Source organism: Deltaproteobacteria bacterium, assembly GCA_019310525.1.
Classification (GTDB): domain Bacteria; phylum Desulfobacterota; class DSM-4660; order Desulfatiglandales; family HGW-15; genus JAFDEE01.
The window spans coordinates 1-20,639 of record JAFDEE010000023.1; the positions used below are offsets into that span (position 1 = coordinate 1).

At 52.8% G+C, this 20,639-nt stretch carries 19 protein-coding genes; 16 read left to right on the forward strand and 3 right to left on the reverse strand.

Features of this window, described 5'->3' with window-relative positions; translation table 11 throughout:
* Both JRF57_05890 and JRF57_05895 read right to left on the reverse strand, forming a co-directional pair.
* Positions 1–283: response regulator (locus JRF57_05890; protein ID MBW2303229.1), on the reverse strand; the 283-nt coding region annotated here is incomplete at its 3' end.
* Positions 284–379: 96 nt separating this feature from the next.
* Positions 380–1,174, reverse strand: coding sequence for an RNA methyltransferase (locus tag JRF57_05895; protein MBW2303230.1), 795 nt, complete (start codon positions 1,172–1,174; stop codon positions 380–382).
* A gap of 94 nt (positions 1,175–1,268) precedes the next feature.
* On the opposite strand from JRF57_05895, the gene JRF57_05900 reads away from it, so the two are divergent.
* The 4 genes from JRF57_05900 to JRF57_05915 all read left to right on the forward strand — a co-directional run bounded on the left by JRF57_05900 (position 1,269) and on the right by JRF57_05915 (position 6,668).
* Positions 1,269–2,192 carry a hypothetical protein gene (locus JRF57_05900; protein ID MBW2303231.1) on the forward strand — a complete coding sequence of 308 codons (924 nt, stop codon included), beginning with the start codon at positions 1,269–1,271 and terminating at the stop codon, positions 2,190–2,192.
* Between the two features lie 53 nt (positions 2,193–2,245).
* Positions 2,246–3,382: a hypothetical protein gene (locus JRF57_05905; protein MBW2303232.1), complete on the forward strand. Its 1,137-nt coding sequence runs from the start codon at positions 2,246–2,248 to the stop codon at positions 3,380–3,382.
* Positions 3,383–3,494: 112 nt separating this feature from the next.
* A complete protein-coding gene (locus tag JRF57_05910; GenBank protein ID MBW2303233.1) occupies positions 3,495–4,547 on the forward strand; it encodes a hypothetical protein in 1,053 nt (350 codons plus the stop codon).
* Between the two features lie 6 nt (positions 4,548–4,553).
* Positions 4,554–6,668: an adenylate/guanylate cyclase domain-containing protein gene (locus JRF57_05915; protein ID MBW2303234.1), complete on the forward strand. Its 2,115-nt coding sequence runs from the start codon at positions 4,554–4,556 to the stop codon at positions 6,666–6,668.
* A gap of 53 nt (positions 6,669–6,721) precedes the next feature.
* Here JRF57_05915 and JRF57_05920 read toward each other — a convergent pair whose 3' ends face one another.
* Positions 6,722–8,359 (reverse strand): NAD+ synthase, encoded by a 1,638-nt coding sequence (locus tag JRF57_05920; protein MBW2303235.1) that lies wholly within the window; start codon positions 8,357–8,359, stop codon positions 6,722–6,724.
* A gap of 300 nt (positions 8,360–8,659) precedes the next feature.
* On the opposite strand from JRF57_05920, the gene JRF57_05925 reads away from it, so the two are divergent.
* From JRF57_05925 to JRF57_05980, 12 genes are all read left to right on the forward strand, one after another.
* On the forward strand, positions 8,660–10,195 hold the full coding sequence (locus tag JRF57_05925; protein MBW2303236.1) for a response regulator: 1,536 nt from the start codon (positions 8,660–8,662) through the stop codon (positions 10,193–10,195).
* Positions 10,196–10,265: 70 nt separating this feature from the next.
* Complete coding sequence (locus JRF57_05930; protein MBW2303237.1) at positions 10,266–10,778, forward strand: chemotaxis protein CheD; 513 nt, start codon at positions 10,266–10,268, stop codon at positions 10,776–10,778.
* 536 nt (positions 10,779–11,314) lie between these two features.
* Positions 11,315–12,241, forward strand: a complete 927-nt coding sequence (locus tag JRF57_05935) for a M23 family metallopeptidase (GenBank protein MBW2303238.1) — start codon at positions 11,315–11,317, stop codon at positions 12,239–12,241.
* Complete coding sequence (locus JRF57_05940; protein MBW2303239.1) at positions 12,238–12,945, forward strand: hypothetical protein; 708 nt, start codon at positions 12,238–12,240, stop codon at positions 12,943–12,945. Before JRF57_05935 ends, JRF57_05940 begins: the two co-directional genes overlap by 4 nt.
* 427 nt (positions 12,946–13,372) lie before the next feature.
* Positions 13,373–14,461 (forward strand): protein phosphatase CheZ, encoded by a 1,089-nt coding sequence (locus JRF57_05945; protein MBW2303240.1) that lies wholly within the window; start codon positions 13,373–13,375, stop codon positions 14,459–14,461.
* A gap of 82 nt (positions 14,462–14,543) precedes the next feature.
* Positions 14,544–14,927 carry a chemotaxis response regulator CheY gene (locus tag JRF57_05950; GenBank protein MBW2303241.1) on the forward strand — a complete coding sequence of 128 codons (384 nt, stop codon included), beginning with the start codon at positions 14,544–14,546 and terminating at the stop codon, positions 14,925–14,927.
* A 63-nt stretch (positions 14,928–14,990) separates the two neighbouring features.
* The gene (locus JRF57_05955; protein ID MBW2303242.1) at positions 14,991–17,240 is read left to right on the forward strand and encodes a chemotaxis protein CheA; all 2,250 of its coding nucleotides are present in this window, start codon (positions 14,991–14,993) and stop codon (positions 17,238–17,240) included.
* Between the two features lie 32 nt (positions 17,241–17,272).
* Positions 17,273–17,752, forward strand: coding sequence for a chemotaxis protein CheD (locus JRF57_05960; protein MBW2303243.1), 480 nt, complete (start codon positions 17,273–17,275; stop codon positions 17,750–17,752).
* Complete coding sequence (locus tag JRF57_05965) at positions 17,749–18,597, forward strand: HDOD domain-containing protein (GenBank protein MBW2303244.1); 849 nt, start codon at positions 17,749–17,751, stop codon at positions 18,595–18,597. The genes JRF57_05960 and JRF57_05965 overlap by 4 nt, the downstream gene beginning before the upstream one ends.
* Before the next feature lie 71 nt (positions 18,598–18,668).
* Positions 18,669–19,100: a response regulator gene (locus JRF57_05970; protein ID MBW2303245.1), complete on the forward strand. Its 432-nt coding sequence runs from the start codon at positions 18,669–18,671 to the stop codon at positions 19,098–19,100.
* A complete protein-coding gene (locus JRF57_05975) occupies positions 19,051–19,527 on the forward strand; it encodes a chemotaxis protein CheX (GenBank protein MBW2303246.1) in 477 nt (158 codons plus the stop codon). The genes JRF57_05970 and JRF57_05975 overlap by 50 nt, the downstream gene beginning before the upstream one ends.
* Before the next feature lie 7 nt (positions 19,528–19,534).
* A complete protein-coding gene (locus tag JRF57_05980) occupies positions 19,535–20,581 on the forward strand; it encodes a chemotaxis response regulator protein-glutamate methylesterase (GenBank protein ID MBW2303247.1) in 1,047 nt (348 codons plus the stop codon).
* The last annotated feature ends 58 nt before the right edge of the window (positions 20,582–20,639 follow it).

Sequence of the window (20,639 nt, forward strand, 5' to 3'; positions counted from 1 at the left end):
AGGACTTTTTGGTATCCTCGACGCTCAGGGCATGGGCGGTGAGCATGACTGCGATCACCTTTTTTTTCTTAGCCTTTTCCAGAAGTTCATATCCCTTGACACCCATTATATCCAGAACGGCGATATCGAAAAACTGGGTATCAAGGAGCCGTTCGGCCTCCTCGTAACTGGTCGCTTTCACCACATTGCACATGGGCAGGAGTTCTTCTAAGGTTTCAAGGACATCGGGCTCATCGTCCACGAGCAGAATCCTTTTCCCTTCCAACAGATCTTTCTGGTTCATGATCATGCTCCTTGTCGAGGATGGTCTTCACGCGGGGATCCGTTATCTCCCGGCATGCTTTAGTATCCCAAATATTAATACAAATAAGGTGTGGATTCAAGGCGGGGTTTCTGGATCTACCGGCATCCGATTCCCTTTCCCTTCGGATTCATCACCCTTCAGTTTTTCGATTTGACCGGTATACCAGTCGATTTGTCTGCAGATTCCACGGATGACTCTGACTTCGCGGGCTCGCAAGGGAAAGCGGGAGAGAAAACGCCGGATGTTGAGCATCCAATGTTCGGGATTTTGCGGGTGGATGAACCCGATCTTCATGAGCACCTGTTTGAGGTGCTCGTACATCCCTTCCAACTCAAAGGTGTTGGCGAGACGAGGGAGGTTCATGGTCTCCATATCGCCCCCGGCCGCGAACAGTTCGTAGCAGAATACCATGACGGCCTGGGCCAGGTTGAGGGATGCGAAATCAGCCGTCGGAATCGTGGCGATGGTGTGGCAGAGCTTGAGATGTTCGTTGGAAAGCCCACAGTCCTCCCGTCCGAAAAGCAGGGCCACCGAATTTTCCTGAGACAGGGGTATGAGTTCCCGGGCCAGGCGGCGCGGGGTTGTGAGAGCGGGGCGTTGAGCACCAAGGCGTGCCGTGGTCCCCACGACGTATTGGAATGGCCCGATTCCTGAAAGGAGATCCTGGTGGATCTCCATGGAATCGATGACTTCAGAAGAGGTCCCTGTCGCCATTTTCAGAATCCGCTCCATGTCCAGATTTTTGGGCTTGATCAGGAGCAACCGGCGGATTCCCATATTTTTCATGGCTCGGGCCACGGAACCAATGTTTTCCGGGATCTGGGGTTCCACCAGTACGATAGCGATGTTTTCAAGGTTAATGGCGCCCATGCCTTGTTCCCCGTCGGTGTCATACATTGACAGACCCTGGAATTTAATATAATTTCCAGTTCAGGAAAACCAAAAAAGAGTGAAGGAGGAAGAGATGGGCAGATTGAAAGGAATTCGATTCGGACTTCTGGCCCTCGTGCTAGCCGTTTTTTCCCTGCCGGCCCTGAGCTCAGCCCAGAATAAGGGACTCCGTTACAGCATAGCGGTGGCCAAGTTTGAAAACCATTCCGGCTGGACCGGGCGATGGAATCTAGGGGATGCTTGGTCGGCGGTATTGACGGACAGCCTGAACCGGACGGGAAAATTCATCGTCATCGCTGAGCAGGACATGAGGCGGGAGGCAATGGCCGAACAGGATTTCGCAGCGAGCGGCCGTGCGGCCGGAGGGGGAAAAACAGTTGTCACCGGTCAGATGACTCCTGCCCAGTTGCTGGTAAAAGGGACCATCACCCATTTCCAGGACGGGACGAGTGGCGGGGGCTTCGGCATAGGCATAAAGGGCTTTCGGATCGGTGCTAAGGGCGCAAAAGCCGAGATCAATGTGCTGGTCTACATCATCGATTCCTCCACAGGCCAGGTGGTGGCCTCTAAAAAGGTTTACGGCTCCATGCAGAAGACCGGCCTTTCCCTGGGATTGACGAGCGGGGATTTCACCGGCGATGTGGGCGGCTTTAAAAAAACGAACGCCGGCAAGGCCATGGAAAAAGCCGTGGATCAGGCGGTTTCCTTCCTTGTGGCCCAACTGGAAAAGGTTCCCTGGACCGGGAAGGTAATCTTGGCCAAGCGGGGAAAGATATATATAAATCGAGGCAGCAGAGAGGGTGTCGCCGTGGGCCAGACCTTTGACGTGGGAAAAGCGGATATTTTGAGGGATCCGGATACGGGTGAGGTCCTGGATTACAGCCTGAACCGGATCGGGACCATCCAGGCCGTGAGAGTGAAAGAGAAGGTGTCCATCTGCAAGGCGGTCAGGGGCTCTGGTTTCAAGAAGGGGATGATGGTCATGCTGCCCGAGTAAGATTCCGATCGTTTCCCCTTGTGAACGGGGAGGCGATACAAGGAGAAAAAAAGGTGATAGCTGGAAAAATAATCCGTTTGCTCCTCTTCATTCTTTTTATCGGGCTGGCGCTTTCTACAGGGGTTTCGGCGCAGGAGACCCGCCGGGTGAGGGCCGTCGGGGTGGCTGACGGTTCCTCCTCTTCCGCCCGGGATGAGGCCCTGAACGACGCCCTTCGAAAGGCAGTGGAACAGGGTGTGGGAACCTTTGTGACCAGCGAGATGACCGTTGAACAGCAAAAACTCGTGGAAGAACGCATCTATACCGAGAGCCTGGGTTATATCCAGAGTTACGATATCGTCCGGGAAGGTTCGTCAGACGGCCTTTACGAAGTGGAGATCTCTGCTTTGGTCAAGATGGGAAAATTGGCGGGCGATCTCGAGTCCATCGGCCTCCTGATCCGGAAAAAGCACTATCCCCGCGTCATGGTGGTGATCTACAGCCGGGAAGTGGATAGTTCCATATTCGGAAAGAACATGGAAGGCAACCGCCAAGTGGAAAACCAAGTGGAGGGGAGCCTGCTCGAAAAGGGTTTCAGAGTGGTGGACGCCTATCAGCTCGGACGTAAAAAAGAGGCTGAGAGGTTGCTTATCCAGGGTAACACCTCCAAGGCGGCCCAAATAGCCAAAGATCAGGGCGCGGAGATTCTGGTGGTGGGAGAAGTTCGCAGGTCCTTTGTGGAGGTCCGCAAGGTCATGGGCACTCCGACGCGATTCCTTTCCAACGAGATTCGGCTGAAGGCCCTGGAAACGGATACGGCAAAGGTGCTCTTCTCCGGTTACAGGACCCGTCCCCCTTCGGGAGCGGGGTCCTTTGTCCCCTTGGAGGACGCTGCTTCCGAGTTGATTGATGAGATGGTCCAGGGGATACTGAATCAATGGAGGAAGGACGTCTATCAGGCGGGGGCATACCAGCTCGAAGTTTCGAATGCGTCCTTCAATGAACTCACGCGCTTAAAGCAGGGACTGAAGGCCATCAGGGGAGTGGCCGGTGTCCAGGTGAGAAATTTCCGATCCGGGCGGGCCCTGTTGGAGGTAAGATACAGGGGGCCCTTGGAAGCTCTGGCGGAGAAGATTGGATCCATGAAGGGGGTGCGTGTGGAAATTATGGCCCTTCAGGCCAATACCCTCGAAATTGTCATCAAAAAATAATTCACAGGAGAACCTGATCCCAGATCGAGCCTGGCGCTTCGCGGGACAAAGGCCGGGTCCCCCGTACCGGCCCCCGGGATTTGAAGGCGCGGCCAACCGAAGTGAGAAGCAAGTGAGCCCACTGAAAAGAATCCTTGGTATCGCTGTTTTCTTTTTTCTTCTTTCCCCATCTATTTTCCTTAATTCGCCTTCCTGGGCCCGGACCCTTAAGACCAGGCCTTTCATCGAGGCGTTTCCCAACGGAAAAACGGACTGGGATGCCGGGTACTTTTACGGCACGGGGAAGGGTTACCTCAAACCAAACGGGGATTCAAAGGCGCGGGCCATTAAGGCCGCAGAGGCAGGGGCCCTTGGGGCCATCCTGCAGGTCGCTGCAAGGATCAGGGTGGATGATCACAGGACCCTTGAAAGACTCCAAAAGGAGGGCGTGATCCTTCAGATCAGAGGGTTGATTCATTACGAACCTGTCGAGCGCACCTTCATCAGGAAAGAAAACCCTTATTATCAGGTCACCTATCGGGCTCCCCTTCGGGGGGTTGAGGGACTTGCGACGAAACTGCTTCCCCGTTTGAGGTCCGGCTTTGCTCCCCCGCGTCCCGGCCAGGGGCCCTTCATGGAGGATTTAAAAGAAGACGGACCCTGGTTGGTCCTGGATGCCCGGGGGCTGCCGAGGGAAGCCGGAATCCAGCCCGCTCTTTTCCCAAGGATTCTCACGGAGGAAGGGGAAACGGTTTCAGATATGGAGACCGTCGATCAGGAGGCCTTGACCCGCCGGGGAATGGCCAGGTACGTGGTATCGGAGGAGCCACTTCGTGATTCCCGTGGCTCTATCGGAGGGGCGCTTTTTTCCCTTTTGCAGCATATCCTGGGGCCGGATCCCGCCTTTGCCCAAGGGACCCACAAGCGGAAAAAAAGGGGACGATACATCATCAAGCGGGTCAAGGGGGCTGAAGGTCTCCTGCGGACCAACCTGGTCATCAGCGAGAGGGACGCCAAGGACCTCAGGGCCGAGGATGCAGCGAGCGGGATCCTCAAACAATGCCGTGTGATCGTCGTGGTGTCCGGTTCCATCGGTGGAATCGAGGGGGGACACCAGGGATTCTTAGCCTTCTCCACCGTACCCTCTTCGAACCGATTCCCAGTGACGGTGAGAGGTGTTCCTTAAGAGGCGATGGATCCCCAACGGAAACTGGCCCGAAGCCACAGGATCTTTTCCTTCCTGCTTGCCCTCATCCTTATCCTGCTACTATCCTCTCTTTACTTGGCCGGATTTTTCCGGAGAGCAGACCTCTTCCTATACGATCTTCATTTCAAGTGGCGGGGGATCAGGTATCCTTCCGGAAAGGTGGTCCTGGTCCTGATGGACCAGAGAAGCGCCGATTCTCTTGGCAGGAAAAAGGGCTCCTGGTCCCGGCGCGACATGGCAAGGGCCGTCCAAAACCTGGATCGGGCCGGGGCTGGGATCATCGGACTGGACATGGTACTCTTCGCCCCGGGCAGCGATCCGGAGGCGGACAGGGAACTGGCCCAGGCCATTGAGCGGTCGGGGAAGGTGGTCCTTGCTAAATTCATCCCTGTAAATGAAAAAGAAGAGGTGAATCCCCTTCCCCTGTTTCAGGAGGGAATGATCGGCGATGGATTCGCAAACCTGTTTCCCGATCAGGACGGAGTCCTGAGAAAAATTCCCTTCTTGAGCGTCAGGCCCCTCCGGGAAGGGCTGGAGATCACTCCGAGCTTTTCTCTTGAGGTTGCAAGGGCATATCTCGACCTTGACTTTCTGCTGGATTTCTCCGGGAAGGACCGGTTTCGGTTGGGAGCAGAGGGGCCTGATCAACTTCTTCTTCCCTATCCTGACCTCAGAATTAACTTCCATGGTAACGAGGAGGTTTTCCCACGGTTATCTTACGTCGACGTAGTAACAGGGCGGTTCAACTCTGTCGCCATTAAGGGGAAGATAGTTCTTGTCGGGAGTAGTCTCCCAACGGACAAGGACTTCTTTCCGACTCCCTTCAGCAGGTACCGGTTCGGAAAGGAAGTCTTCAGGGACAAGTTCGGGAAGATTCTGGAGGAGGGCGTTGGGAAGAGAAGTCCGGGAGTGGCCTGCCATGCCGAGGCCGTTGAGACCATCCTGAGCGGACGGTTCATAGAAAGGGCGAGCGAAGTCTGGATCTTTCTTTCGGTGATCGCCTTCGGCATAGTTGGATTGGTTTTTTACTCCTACGGCCGCCCCGGCGCCCTTTGGGGATTGGTTATCCTGCTCGGTTGCTGGGGGCTGATCCTCCTATCCGCTCACCTGCTTTTTGTGAGGTCCCTTACATGGGTGGAGGTCTTCCCGGCCCTGGGAATCCTCGGAGCCCAGTACGTGGGAGGTATTGCGGTTCAGAAGGTCTATGCAAGGAAGAAAATGCGGCTGGTAAGCTCCCTGTTCGGCAAATACGTGTCCCGGGGGGTGGTGGATGGGATCCTCAAGGGGGAGATCCAGGTCGACCTCGAGGGCCGGGCAAGAGAAATCACAGTGTTTTTCAGTGACCTGCGGGACTTTACCAGGATCGCGGAAACCCTGTCTCCCCTTGAAACGGTAAGGCTGCTCAACGCTTATTTCGATGCAATGCTGCCCATCATTTTCGAACATGAAGGCACCCTTGATAAGCTCATGGGAGACGCCATCATGGCCTTTTTCGGCGCACCCAACGTATTGGTTGATCATGCCTCCATGGCCGCCGAAACGGCCCTGGAAATGGTGGACCGTCTCGAGGCCTTGAAGAGGGAGACGACCCTTAAGGGTATTGAAAGGCTCCGGGTGGGAATCGGACTGAATTCAGGTCTGGCCACCGTGGGAAATCTGGGGAGTCGTCATTTCATGGATTACACGGTCATAGGGGATGCGGTCAACCTGGGTTCAAGACTTGAGGGTCTGAACAAGGTCTACGGTACCTCCATCATCCTGAGTGAGAACACGGCCGCAGGTCTGGACAACCGGTTCGTTTTGCGTGAACTGGACCAGGTAAGGGTCAAGGGAAAAGAGGAGGCCGTGGCCATTCATGAACTCGTCGGCCTCTCCGACCGGGTCAAAGGGGAGACCCTGGAAATGATCGACTTTTTTAGCGAGGGACTTCGAAATTTCCGAGAAAGGAGATGGAAGGAGGCCGAAGAGGTGTTTTCCGGGATCCTGACCCGCTTCTCGAAGGACGGCCCCACCCGCCTCTATCTTGAAAGGACCAGAAAACTGCTTGCTGATCCCCCTTCCGGCGAATGGTCCCCGGTGACGATATTCACCACAAAGTGATTCCCCTTGAAAACCTTTGCCCAAGGGCATGGTCACAGCCTCAAGGGGAGCCGTTAGAAGGTTATTCCTTTGGCGATGGGGTATCGCCTTCCATACCCGAAGGCCTTGGTCGTAATCTTTAGACCCGGCGGGGCCTGCCGGCGCTTGTACTCGTTGAGGGCGAGCCGGCGAAGCACGTCCCGTACCGTATCGGGATCGTGCCCTCTTGCGATGATTTCCTCAGGCCCGAGGTTTCGGACGACGGCGGCCTCAAGGATGTCGTCCAGGATTTCATAGGGTGGAAGGGAATCCTGATCCGTCTGCCCCGGGCGGAGTTCCGCCGACGGCGGCCGGGTCAGGACCCTTGCCGGAATCAGTTCTCTTTCGCGGTTGACGTATTCGGCCAGACGATAACACAGGGTCTTTGGCACGTCGGAGATCACGGCAAGGCCCCCGCTCATGTCCCCGTAAAGGGTGCAATACCCCATGGCCATCTCGGATTTGTTGCCCGTAGAGAGCAGCAGGGAACCGAACTTGTTGCTGATGGCCATAAGCAGGTTGCCTCGAATCCTGGCCTGGATGTTTTCTTCGGTCTCGTCCTCCGGAAGGTCTCTGAAAAGGGTCTTCAGGGATTCCCGGTAGGCCGTAAAGATGTCCGTGATAGGGATTTCTTTAAAGGCAATGCCGAGGTTTTCAGCAAGCTTCCGGGCGTCCTCCCGGCTCATGTTCGATGTAAAAGGAGAAGGCATGCTCACCCCCAGGACATTCCCGGATCCAAGGGCCTGGGTTGCGATCACCGCCACCAGGGAAGAATCGATACCTCCACTCAGACCCACCAGCACTTTTTTAAATCCGCATTTACTGACGTAGTCCCGGGTCCCCATCACCAGACCTTTGAAGACCGTGGCCTCCATGGGGGTGGTGGGAGCCTCAAGCGGGGTATAGGGAATCTCGCTGTCCCAGATCAGCAGATCGGGCTCGAATTCCTTGCCGAGAAGGACCATGGCCCCGGTGGAATCCATAACCATACTGCGGCCGTCAAAGATCAATTCGTCGTTTCCACCGACCTGGTTGCAAAAGAGAGTCGGGATCCCATAACGATCCGAGATAGTCCTGAGGATTTCCGCCCTGATGGAAAGCTTGTAAAGGGTATAGGGTGAAGCGGAAATATTCACGAGAATATCCATCCCTTTGCCATGGAGGTCTTCCACGGGGGACTGGGAATACCTGGGAATCCCTTCCAGGTCCCCGACATTCCAAATATCCTCGCAGATGGTCACCCCGATGCGTTTCCCTTCCATTTCAAAGCGCAGACTTGAAGGGGCGGGCTCAAAATACCGTGCCTCGTCAAAGACATCGTAAGTGGGAAGAAGTTTCTTCCCACCACTTTTGACCACTTCGCCTCCCCGTATCAGGGCAACGCTGTTCAAGAGTCCCTTTCCATACGGACGGGGATTGATATCCACGTAACCGCACAGGGCCGAGATTCCTTGGATCCGTGAAGCCAGGGCCTCAAGGCACTTCAAGCCTTCGCTGATAAAAGAAGGCTTTTCCAGGAGGTCCATGGGTGGATAGCCTGTGAGACATAATTCCGGAAACACTGCAAGTGAACATCCTGATTCCCGGGCCCGCCTGCAACCATCGAGAATCAGACGGGTATTGTACGCAAAGTCTCCAATGATGGGGTTTATCTGGCAAAGGGCGATCTTCATGGATTGTTTCCTTTAATGAGTCGAGAAGGCGCGAAAATATCCCCCGAAAGTGCTCTGCTCGGAGAACCCATCGTCAAAAAAAAATCATCAAATGTCAAGAGAATGACTCAAAGGGCATATTTTTGAAAAGACCGTAATGTGGAACTCACAGCCAGAATGCGGAAGATTCGGGATCCAAAAAGATATGCTTTCCTGGCACGGAACTCGCAAGGGTATCATGTGTGATTCTCTAAAAGTTACGGTTTCCGGTGTCCTGTTTCCAAAGGGAGCCCGGGTTTTCTTGCCAAGAGAGGGGTGGTGATGGCAGGTGGAGATTCTGGAAAGGTTCAGGCGACGCGAAATGGTGAATGGTATGAACTCGCTCTAAATGAAATTTCCGAGGGTATTCTCGCTGTTAGTGAAGAGGGGGAAATCCTTTATGCAAACCGTAGCGCGGAGGATTTGATCGGCGGCCAAAGGGAAAAATTGCCCGGCAGGAAATTAATCGATCTCTTCCCGGCATCTTCCGATGATGGAGAAAGGGACATAAGGGCCCTGTTCCGCACTATCAGCGGCGATATTGGGGACTTCCCTTCGGATTTTACCGTGGACATGGAGGGAAGAACTCTCTCCCTCAAGGCCTTCCCTTTCAGGAATCGTAAAGGGCTTTTGATTCTGGTTCGTGATGAGACCGACCGGAGACGGTTGGAGATTCAGCTCCAACAGGCCCAGAAAATGGAGGCCATCGGTACCCTTGCTTCTGGAATCGCTCATGATTTCAATAACTTACTCATGGGTATCCAGGGGCAAGTCTCTCTTCTTCTCCTTCATAAAGATCCTCGCCGATGCCGGGACCGCCTGAGGACCATTGAGAGGCAGATCGAGAGCGGCACCCGGTTGACCCGGCAACTCCTGGGATTTGTAAGGGGATCAGAGGAGGATGGAAGGAGTTTTGACCTAAACAAGCTGGTAAAGGATGTGCTGGGGACCTTTGGGAGGATTCGAAAAGAGTATCCCGTCATCCTGGACCTGGGGCGGGACCTCTATGCCCTTGATGCCGATCGTGCTCAGATTGAACAGGTCTTGTTGAACCTCTATATGAACGCGGTACAGGCCATGCCCTCGGGAGGTGAGATCACGGTCAGGACCCGGAATATGTCCTGGAAAAAGATGAAGGCCCTTGGCCTGGACGGGAAGCCTGGGGATTATGTGCTCCTTTGCATTGAAGACAAAGGACGGGGGATTGAGAAAGAGACATTATCCCGCATCTTCGAGCCCTTTTTTACGACCAGGGGGAATCGCGGAGGGCATGGTCTGGGCCTGGCGTCGGTTTACTGGATCGTGAAAGGGAACGGGGGTCATATCGAGGTGGAGTCCGAGCAGGGGGTGGGGACCGCTTTTAAGATGTATTTCCCGGCACGCAAGGACGTCCTTCCCGAGAAAAGAAGAACGGATTCCAGTACTTCAACGATCGGGACGATTTCTGGAAAGGGAACGGTTCTTTCCGTGGATGACGAGGAGACCGTTCGAAAGGTCGGCCAGGAAATGCTGGAGGTCATGGGATACAATGTCATCACAGCCAAGGACGGTGAAGATGCCATTGAGCTGTTCATGAAGTACAGAGAGAAAATCGATATCGTGCTCCTGGACATGGTGATGCCCAAGATGAGCGGTGCCGAGGTTTTCGAGAAGCTCAAAGAAATCGATCCGGGCGTCAGGGTCTTGCTCTCAAGCGGTTACAGCATAGAGGGAAAGGCGGGAGAGATACTGAAGCGTGGATGTGACGGGTTCATTCAAAAGCCATACAAGATGGAAGAACTGGCTTCAACCCTGAAGGCCCTTTTGGACAGGAATTGAGATGGGAGTGCTTGACGATAAAGTTCAGTGCCGGGGGTTCCACTAAAAGGATGAAGGGTAAGGAAGCGCCATGACGAGGAAGTCGGAAATATTGGCTTCTGCCAACTATTTCTTGAAACCGGGATACATCCTTGTCGCCAACCAGCCGACCGTCATATCCACGGTCCTCGGCTCCTGCGTGGCGGTTTGTCTATACGACAGGAAACGAAAGGTTGGTGGGATGAACCATTTCCAGCTTCCATCCATATCACGTTCCGAAGGGGCGACGGCCCGATACGGTAATGTAGCCACTCTGGCCCTCATCGGAATGATGATCGAGGATGGGTCCAAGGTCAAGAACCTGGAAGCCCAGATTTTCGGAGGGGCTTTTAACCGGGAGGTATCCGATAAGGACGTTGGAAGAGAAAATATTCGGGTTGCGCGGAGGATCCTGGCCCGGAAAGGCATCAGGCTTGTCTCAGAGGACGTGGGCGGTGAGAAAGGGAGGAAGATCGTCTACGATACGAGTACGAACGAAGTCGCCGTGATGAGGGTCGACAAGCTTCGCCGGGGAGATTGGCATCCTTACAAGGATGATCGCTAGGTCTCCTCTCTTTCCAAGTATCGAGGACCGGAAAGGCCTGAAACCTTACCAAGTTCAAACCCGTCGGTTCAGGATCCCTTAAGATCAGCCAGGGATCCTTCATGCCGGGACCCCATCCTATCTCGAACTTCTTACCGCCCCAAAAAGTTTGGATCATCGTTGGATCATTTCCGTTTCAATGTCCATTCCGGTTCGGAATGCCTTAAGGGATCATGGGTTCAACGGTTCAAGCGGCGAAATATTTCAAAGGTCTCATTTCAATGTTTAACCCGGATTATGCAATCGGCAAATTTGCCGGATCTGCAGCGTTGTAAGACGCTTGAAGTACTAAAAGTACGTCATCTTGGTTTAAATCCTGAACCCTTTTGGAAAAACTCAGACGGAATTTTCGCTACAAGGCGGGGATTTCTCTGCCCATTACCAGAGAGTGACAATAAAAAGGCATGGAATTTGCTTTTCACTAAGACAAGAAGGGTGAAATTGGGAAAACCCCTGTCATTTCACCGACAGGAATAAAGACACAAGCGGGGTGATCCATGAAACGGGCACAAATGATTCTTGTTTCCAACAACGGGCTCGGAAAGGTCGTTTCCTTTTGTGTGAATCCCTGGCTGGTGGGGTGCCTGGTCTTTTTGATCGGGATTTGTATCTGTTCGGTTCCCCTCCTTGAAAAGAAGGTCATCAACCTTGTTGAAAGACTGCAGGTCATGGAGAAGAAAAAGAGGGCACTTGAGTCGGATATTTACCGCTTGGAATATGTCAAGAGATCCCTGGCACGCTTCGAAGAAAAAGAGAAGTTCCTGCGGGACTACTTCGGGATGGAAGGTTTCGGTTTTCTTGAAAAGGCCATCGGTGTAGGAGGGGATTACAGCCTCGCGGGGCCGAGTGATAGAGAGGCGGAAACGAATGAAGCCAAGGCGGTAAAGATGAAAACGGATCACTCTGGAGCCCTGCATTCGATCCCGGAGGATTTCAAGGAGAAAATCGAGACACTCATCGGTAACCTTGAGGTGATGAACCGTTTGGCGGTCAAACAGGTCAAGATCTGGGACAGGACCCCCAGCATCTTTCCCGTTGACCTGGCGCGTCCAAAGATTTCATCGGGATTTGGATGGAGGACGAATCCCTTTACTGAACGCAAAGAATTTCATGCAGGAATCGATATCATCGGACCGAAAGGGACGAAGATCATCGCACCTGCCTCCGGGGTGGTGGTGGCGAGAGGTTACGACCGATGGTTGGGCAATTTCCTTGTCCTTTCTCACGGAAATGGGCTGAAAACCATTTACGGTCACATGGAAAAGATCCAGGTCCAGAAAGGTATGGAGGTCAAACGGGGAGATTGCCTCGGGCTCATGGGGAACACAGGCCTCTCCACCAGCCGCCATCTTCATTACGGGGTGATCGCAGGTGAAAGGGTAGTGGATCCCATGCAGTTTATCCTGGAAAGAGGCGTGTCGTGAATTTCCTGAATCTCAACCGCTTTTTTCTTCTCCTGCCCTTGACCATGCTGTTTTTGTTCCTGGCACAGGGTTACGCCCCTTGCAAAACCGTTGTTCCCCTTGAGAGGGAGTCCCTGTTTTGTCTTTATCACAAGATGAGTGGCGAGGTGATAAAGGATCAAGATATCGAAGACCTCTCGGCCGAGGAGGGAAGACCCTTTTACTCGGCATACAAGCCATCGGAATTGTTTACGAAAAAAAGCCTCAAGGCTGCAAGGAAACGGCTGGAAAGGTTGATGCACGATTTGAACGGGGAGACCCTCTTCATGTGGCTGATCGAGTGCCGGGCGGTTTCCTCCAGGAGGGGTTCCCGTGGCCTGTATCTCAAGCCGTCTGTAACCGGACTTCCGGAATCCACCCCCTTTATTCGGGCCAAGTGGCAAAGGAACGGGAGACGCAGGTTGCTGAAGATTGTGAATAGTCTGCTTCCCAAGGTCCCTGACCTTTGGGAGGGAAAGACCCTCAGAGTTAAGATCCACTTGAAGGCTGTGAAGACTGTAGAGGCCTTGGAGGTCAGGAATATCGCAAGGCAGAAGGTGAGAGTTCCGATCCGCTACGTACTTTTTGAACCGCTTCAGGCGGAATTAGCTGCCGAGCCAAGCGTCCATCCCAACAACCTTCCGCCCTCCTTTTCTCGTAATCTCCTCTCTTCAAGAAGACAATGAAATGCTCATTGCTGGATGAAAGGGTTCCCACATTGAAGCCGTTTTTGGCAGGATGTCAAATGAATGACGTATTCCTCTCCCTGATTTTTTCGTTTTCGATTAAAGACCCAGTGCAATTCGGCCGACTTTCATCCATGGAAAACCGGGATTCATTCAGCGGGACTCGCCTTCTTTCTTATCACTCCGATAGGACTGGAGAAAAATCCGTTGTAACCTGTCCCACAGTTTTTGGAAAAAGGCTCTACACTTATTATTGGGGGCGGGAAAAATCGAATCCTTTGGCATAACTTTTGCTGATTGATATTATTCAAGTACAAGGTCTCCTGATAAATTCTGAGAGACCTTTGGGGCTCAGCCCTTTCAAGAGACTTCTCGCTTGAGCAGGTTTAATTTTCGCCATGGAACTTCATGTAAGGAGTAAGGGGTTATGGGTACGATCTTGATGGGTAATATTGGGGAGAATCAAAAGGGCATAGCTTTCCAGGCGCAAGATATCGTCCGTATCATCCGGAGCGGGGACATCCAGATGGTTTCTTCCAATGAGGAGCCCGGGGTGTTTCTAGATATAGGGGGACAAATGTATCCGGTCAGGGAAAAGATGGATAAGGAAAATTTAAAGCCCTATTTTATCCTCCACAAGTCCGGGGATATACTTAATGTGGAGGATTACCGGCTTCTTTTCAACGCCAGGGACCTTGACGGAGGCGATGTCGAAGGTGTGGATGTGGATGGTAAGGCGTATCGTTGTATGTGGTATGACGGCGGGCCGGATCCTAAAAATTCGATTTCAGGGCTTACACTGAACCAGATCGAGGAGAAACTCAGGCAGGTTGAAGATCCCCTTTGTGAATTGAAAGATCTAAAAGACATGGTGTTGAAACTGAAGCAGGGGGAATTCTATGAGGCTTTAACCATGGAGTTCTCCGGTAAAATAAAGGAAATCGCTCAGGAGCTGATCGAATTCAGGAAGGATATCCAGAGCAGGATCGAGCCTGGCATCGTCGAAATAGCCGCCAGAGACATCCCGGAGGCCAGTTATCAACTCGAGGGGATCAATCAGACCCTTGAGTCCAGCACCATGAAGATCATGGATATCAATGAGGAACAACTGGAGATAGCGAACAAGCGGCTGGAGCGCCTTACTTCACTGTTTTCCGGGAATGGTGGACCACCCGAAGCGGCTGAGGAAGCCCTGGAGATCCTAAAGGAAGATATAGAAATCCTTAAAAGGATCGGAAACCTGTCCATGAGCATGATGGAACCTCTAAGCTTCCAGGATCTGGTGGGACAGCGGATTCAGCGTATCATCAAACTGGTCAAGTCCATGGAGGCGCGGATCAGTGACCTGGTTATCTCCTTTGGAATAAAAATTCAAAAGCACCGTGAAAATCCGGAAAAGAGTTACGAAGATCTAAAAAAGGACGTTGAAGTTTATAAGTCTGAATTGAAGGGCCCCCAACTTGAGGGGGAGGGTCTCAAGCAGGAAGATATCGACGAATTGCTTGCCACCCTGTAATAGGATGTCATCTCCGATGGAGGTGCGCGGTACAGGAATGCAGGTAACAATAAAAATTTGAAATAAGCCAGGGAGGGTCAAAATGTCTTTTGACACATCAATGAAGGTTTTGGTCGTGGATGATTTTGCGACCATGAGGCGCATCGTTAAAGGGGTTCTCAAGCAGCTCGGCTTCAGTGATATAGTAGAAGCCGAGGACGGCAACATCGCCCTTGAGGAACTGAAGAAGGAAAAGTTCGGATTGATTGTCTCTGACTGGAATATGCCCAACATGACCGGACTGGACCTCCTGAAGGCCGTCAGGGGGGACGCCAACTTGAAAGACATACCCTTCATCATGGTTACAGCGGAAGGACAAAAGGAAAACGTGGTTGAGGCCGTAAAGTCGGGGGTCAGCAATTACATTGTAAAACCCTTCACCCCCGAGACTTTCAGCGAAAAGCTCCAGAAGGTCTTCGGAGGGTAACGAAAGCCGTCTTTTCCTTCACATTGGCCTTCGGCATGATCTCATCAGGGAGAACATAATTCAATGTCTGAATTGATCGGAAAAATAGGCAGCGAAATAGAGAAGATCGCCCTTGAGGTGGTCACCCTGGAAAATGGAGACATCCCGGCCATGGGAGACGTCATGAACCGGCTCTGCTTCCTGGAGGAAAAGGCCGGGGAGATCAAGGAAGGCGCTTTCAATAACCTGGTTTCCGCCCTCAAGGGTTATCTTGAGAAGTTGATCCTTTCGGAACTCGATGACATGGGGCCGTTTGAAGAGGGGATCGAAAAGCTTCAATCCATTCATCGGGCCATGGTCAACGAGGAACCCTTCAGGGGAGATATTCATCCTTTACTGAAAAAGTTGGGTTTCAATTCGAAACCGAACGATAAGGGAGAAGAGGTGCAAGAGGAAGCGACACCGGAAATCGCCGAAGGAGAGGAAAAGGAGCCGCAGACGGAATCTACAGATGCAAAAGAAGAATCGGCGGCGGAATCCTTCGAGGAATCTTCCCAGGAGACCCAGGAACTGAGCGAAGAGGACCGGCAGATCCTCCAGGATTTTGTCGTTGAATCCCTTGAAAACCTTGGGACGATCGAGGTGAGCCTCATTGACCTTGAGCAGGATCCCACGGATGCGGAGACCATCAACGCCATATTCAGGCCCTTTCATACCATTAAAGGTGTTTCAGGCTTTCTGAACCTGGACAAGATCAACAAGCTCGCCCATAGTGCGGAGAATCTCCTGGACAAGGCCAGGAACGGAGAAATCCGGGTGGAAGGCATGGTTATCGACCTGATCCTGGAATCCGTGGACATGCTGAAAAAGATGATCGAAGGAGTCCAGGATGCCCTGGAGACCGGCGGCCCACTGGATGCCGGTATCGACATCGGACCCCTTGTAAAACGCATCAACGATGCTCACTCAGGTGAGGGGGACAAGCCCCTGGGTGAGATCCTCGTAAACAAGGGGGCCGTTGCAAAGGAAGATGTCGAAGAAGGCCTGTCAAAGCAAAAAGAGGAACCCGACAAGAAGATCGGTGGAATCCTCGTAGAAGAGAAAAAGACGGGTTCAAAAGAAGTCATATCCGCCCTGCGGGAGCAGAAAAGATATAATCGCCGCCACATAGATCTCCAGGTAAAGGTCGATACCAAGAAGCTGGACAACCTCGTGGACCTGACCGGAGAACTGGTCATCAGCCAGGCCATGCTCAGGCAGAACGAATGGGTCCGGAATGCCAACGATCAAAAACTTTTTCATACCCTGAACCAGTTGAACCAGATTACATCGAGCCTCCAGAGGACGGCCATGTCCCTCCGGATGATTCCTATTAAAAGCACTTTTCAAAAAATGGTGCGTCTGGTCAGGGATCTTGCCAAGAACTCAGGAAAAGAAGTAGGCCTGGAGATGTCCGGTGAGGAAACCGAGATCGATCGGAACGTGGTGGATGAGTTGTACGAACCCATGGTCCACATGATCCGCAATGCCGTGGACCACGGGATTGAAATGCCGGATGAGAGGGAAAAGGCCGGAAAGGATCGAAAGGGGACTATTTTCCTCAAGGCCTATCACAGGGGAGGAAATATCATCATCGAAATCAAGGACAACGGCCGCGGACTTGACAAAGCCCGGATCCTTGAAAAAGCCAGATCCAGCAACCTGATAACCGATGAGGACCAGCTCACGGAATCGGAAATCTATAATCTTATTTTTCGACCCGGATTTTCAACGGCCCAGAAGGTGACTGATATATCCGGGAGAGGCGTTGGTATGGATGTGGTCAAGCGGGCCATCGAAAAACTCCGGGGCCGGGTGGAAATCAATTCCATCCCCGGCGAGGGATCCACCTTCGTGATCAGCCTTCCCTTGACCCTGGCAATTATTGAAGGGATGGTGGTGAGGGTCGGAAAGGAGCGTTACATCATCCCGGCGCTCGCCATCCTGGAATCCTTCCGGCCTCAAAAAGATCAGTACTCGACCGTGGAAGGAAAGGGTGAGCTTATCCTTTCCAGGGGAAGACTCATCCCGTTGATCAGGCTGGATCGGGTTTTCGGGGTACAGGGAGATTCCGTCCATCCGTGGGACGGGCTGGTTGTCGCTGTGGAAAGCGATGGAGAGCAGAGATGTCTCCTCCTTGACGAATTGCTTGGAAAGGAAGAGGTCGTCATTAAGAGCCTTGGCGAAAGCCTTAAGCATACCAAGGGAATCGCCGGGGGAGCCATCATGGGTGATGGCAGGGTCGGCCTCATCTTGGACATTTCAGGTCTTTTCGAGATTGCCCAAATGAACTGAACTTCAACCCCGAGAAGGAAAGGGATATTCTGGTGAACTTAGTCGTCGGCGTTTCTGACATGAAGGTGAGCAGTGATCTCGATTCCATCCTGGTCACTTACTCACTTGGTTCCTGTATCGGGATTTCCATTTACGACCCCGTAGCACGGGTAGGGGGGTTACTTCACTTTATGCTCCCGGATTCGAAATTGGATCCCGAAAAGGCGCGCAAGAATCCTAACATGTTTGCGGATACGGGCATCCCCAATCTGTTCAAGTCCGCTTATAAACTGGGGGCGGCCAAGCAGAGGATGAAAGTCATCGTGGTCGGCGGCGCCCAGGTTCTTGACCAGAAGGGCTTTTTCAATATCGGAAAGAGAAATTATATGGCCGTTCGGAAGATGTTCTGGAAGAACAACGTGATGATCGACTATGAGAATGTGGGCGGAAACGTGAACCGGACCCTCAAATTGGCGGTCAAAGACGGGAAGGCCTGGCTGAAAGTATCGGGCGAGGGGGTTTTTGAGATATGAAGGATATCAGAGAAATCATTAAAAAGATTGACGCGCTGAAGCCCATGCCGCAGGTCGCCCAGAAAGTCATGGCTATCGCAAAAGATCCTCAGAGTTCCATGGCGGACCTTTCCGAGATCATCATATACGACCAGGCCCTGACCGCAAATGTGCTGAAGCTTTGCAACTCGGCCCTTTTCGGCCTGCCGAACAAGGTGGAATCCGTTCAGCAGGCAATCGTTTATCTTGGAATGGACCAGATCGTGGATCTTGTTCTCATAAGCGGAGGAGCTTCAAACCTGAAGGGAAAACACGAAGGATATGACCTGGAGGAGGGGGAACTCTGGCGGTATTCCGTGGCTTCTTCTTTGATAGCGAGAGATCTTGCTGAAATCAAAAAGGCCGAGAATGTCCACTTGATATTCACCTCTGCCCTTGTAAAGGATATCGGAAAGGTCATTTTGAATCAGTACGTGGCGGATTCTTACGAAAAGATCAAGTTTCTTGTTTCCAAACACGGCTTCAGTTTCAAGGAAGCGGAGAAGGCCGTTATCGGCATTGATCATGCCGAGCTTGGGGGACTGGTCGCGGAAAAATGGAACTTCTCCTCCAAGATGATTGAAATCATCAGGTATCATCATTCCCCTTCAGAAGCAAAGGAATCTTCTTTCGAGACTTGCCTTGTTCATCTGGCTGATTCCCTTTGCATGATGATGGGAATCGGAGTGGGGTCCGACGGCCTGTCTTACCGTTTCGACCGCGATGCGGCCGAACAACTGGGCTTCTCCGAAAGAGATTTTCAGGAGATCATCGCCGGGTTCGGCGAAAAGATCCAGAAGGTGGAGGAACTCATCAATGCGGTGTAGGGTTTCAAGCGGCCCCTTGAACAGTATGGCCCGCGGTGGAGTACACCGGAGAAGCATACGAGAGGATGATTATGGCGTATAATGTCCTGGTAGTAGACGATTCTCTTCCCATGAGATCCGTCATCAAGAAGACGATCAAGGTTTCCGGGTTCAACGTCGGGCAACTCTTCGATGCCTCGAACGGAAAAGAGGCGTTGGAGATTCTCCGGAAGGAATGGCTCGATCTCGTCCTGACCGATTACAACATGCCGGATATGAACGGCCTTGAACTCATACGGGAGATGAAAAAAGACGATGCCCTTGAGGGAATACCGGTCGTAATGGTTACAACGGAAGGGAGCGAGCAAAGGGTCAAGGAATTCCTCGAAAGCGGGGCGGCGGATTATATCAAGAAGCCCTTCACCCCTGAGGAGATCAGGGAAAAACTAAACCGTATCATGGGAGAAAAAGACGATGAAGGAGAATCCGGCGCTGATTTCAGCGATGATGGCCTCGATTTCTGAGGTCTTGGAGACCATGTTTTTCATGCCGCTTGAATTTTCCGAGGACGCCCAGTTCGAGGACTGGTGGACCGGGACGCCGGAAAACGTGCTGGTGACCCGGTTGACTTTCAACGGTCCGTTTTCCGGGACCTTTTACTTTTTTATTCCCGAGGAATTGGGTCGATCGTTAGCCGCTAATTTCATGGGAGAAGACGAGGATGCGGTCAAAGAGAACCACGTGACCGATACGGTCAAGGAAATAGCCAACATGATCGTTGGCGGCACCTTTGCGAAATGGGATGCCAAGGCAGTCTTTGACCTGGGAATCCCTGAAAACACTACTTTCGGGGAAGCCGAAAAACACCACGGTGCATCGGAAAACAAGGTCTTTATCGGTATCACCACGCTCGACGATACCCTCGCCGCCGAAATGATCATGAACTCCTGAGGGAGCCATGGGACAGAAAAATATCAAGGTTCTGGTCGTGGATGATTCGGCCATCGTGCGAAAAGTTCTCTCTGAGGAATTGTCAAGGGAGAAGGATATTGAAATCATCGGGACGGCCCCGGATCCTTATGTGGCGAGGGATAAAATCGTACGGTTGAAGCCGGACGTGGTGACGTTGGATATCGAGATGCCGCGGATGGACGGCCTCACTTTCCTGAAGAAGTTGATGCGGTACTATCCCCTTCCGGTGATCATTGTCAGCTCACTTACCAGAAAGGGCGGAAAATTGGCCATGGAGGCTCTCTCCTTAGGTGCCCTGGAGGTGATCTCAAAGCCCTCGGCCGCCTATTCCGTGGGAGATATGAGTGTTCAGCTCGCGGATAAGATCAGGGCAGTGGCCCACGTGAAGGTGGAGGCACGGAATACTGCTGAACGGGCCCGGGATGAAGTTCCAAGATCTGAGCCCGTGCGCGCCCTGGCGGCCACTACCAATAAAATAATCGCCATCGGAGCCTCTACCGGAGGGACCGAGGCAATAAAGACCGTTCTCTTGGACATGCCTCCCAATTCTCCAGGGATTGTCATCGTGCAGCATATGCCGGCGAAATTCACCACCTCCTTCGCCGAGCGACTGGACAGCCTTTGCGCTATCAACGTGAAGGAGGCCGAAGACGGGGACTCCGTCATCAACGGCAGGGCACTCATCGCCCCCGGTAACTTCCACATGCTTCTGCGCAGGAGCGGGGCTCGATATTACGTTCAGGTCAAAAACGGTCCCATGGTTCACCACCAGAGACCATCGGCGGATGTACTTTTCAAGTCGGTCGCAGACTATGCAGGCCCCAACGCCGTTGGGATCATCCTTACGGGGATGGGGGCGGACGGTGCAGAGGGACTCTTGAAGATGAAAGAGGCAGGGGCCAGGACTATCGCCCAGGATGAGAAGAGCTGCGTCGTATTCGGGATGCCAAAGGAGGCCATCAAGTTGGGCGCGGCGGAAAAGGTGGTGGATCTTCACAAGGTGACAAAGACCGCATTGGACATGATCACTTGAGGCCGCACCGGTCTCAGGACCCATCTCCTCATCACCGGTTGACCATAAACATCCCGAA

Excerpts from the sequence above, each read along its gene's own strand:
- JRF57_05895 (MBW2303230.1), bottom strand. The coding sequence starts at position 1,174 with ATGGGCGCCATTAACCTTGAAAACATCGCTATCGTACTGGTGGAACCC.
- JRF57_05965 (MBW2303244.1), top strand. The coding sequence starts at position 17,749 with ATGAAGGATATCAGAGAAATCATTAAAAAGATTGACGCGCTGAAGCCC.
- JRF57_05920 (MBW2303235.1), bottom strand. The coding sequence starts at position 8,359 with ATGAAGATCGCCCTTTGCCAGATAAACCCCATCATTGGAGACTTTGCG.
- JRF57_05980 (MBW2303247.1), top strand. The coding sequence starts at position 19,535 with ATGGGACAGAAAAATATCAAGGTTCTGGTCGTGGATGATTCGGCCATC.
- JRF57_05970 (MBW2303245.1), top strand. The coding sequence starts at position 18,669 with ATGGCGTATAATGTCCTGGTAGTAGACGATTCTCTTCCCATGAGATCC.
- JRF57_05930 (MBW2303237.1), top strand. The coding sequence starts at position 10,266 with ATGACGAGGAAGTCGGAAATATTGGCTTCTGCCAACTATTTCTTGAAA.
- JRF57_05900 (MBW2303231.1), top strand. The coding sequence starts at position 1,269 with ATGGGCAGATTGAAAGGAATTCGATTCGGACTTCTGGCCCTCGTGCTA.
- JRF57_05925 (MBW2303236.1), top strand. The coding sequence starts at position 8,660 with ATGGCAGGTGGAGATTCTGGAAAGGTTCAGGCGACGCGAAATGGTGAA.
- JRF57_05950 (MBW2303241.1), top strand. The coding sequence starts at position 14,544 with ATGTCTTTTGACACATCAATGAAGGTTTTGGTCGTGGATGATTTTGCG.
- JRF57_05935 (MBW2303238.1), top strand. The coding sequence starts at position 11,315 with ATGAAACGGGCACAAATGATTCTTGTTTCCAACAACGGGCTCGGAAAG.
- JRF57_05945 (MBW2303240.1), top strand. The coding sequence starts at position 13,373 with ATGGGTACGATCTTGATGGGTAATATTGGGGAGAATCAAAAGGGCATA.
- JRF57_05915 (MBW2303234.1), top strand. The coding sequence starts at position 4,554 with ATGGATCCCCAACGGAAACTGGCCCGAAGCCACAGGATCTTTTCCTTC.
- JRF57_05975 (MBW2303246.1), top strand. The coding sequence starts at position 19,051 with ATGAAGGAGAATCCGGCGCTGATTTCAGCGATGATGGCCTCGATTTCT.
- JRF57_05955 (MBW2303242.1), top strand. The coding sequence starts at position 14,991 with ATGTCTGAATTGATCGGAAAAATAGGCAGCGAAATAGAGAAGATCGCC.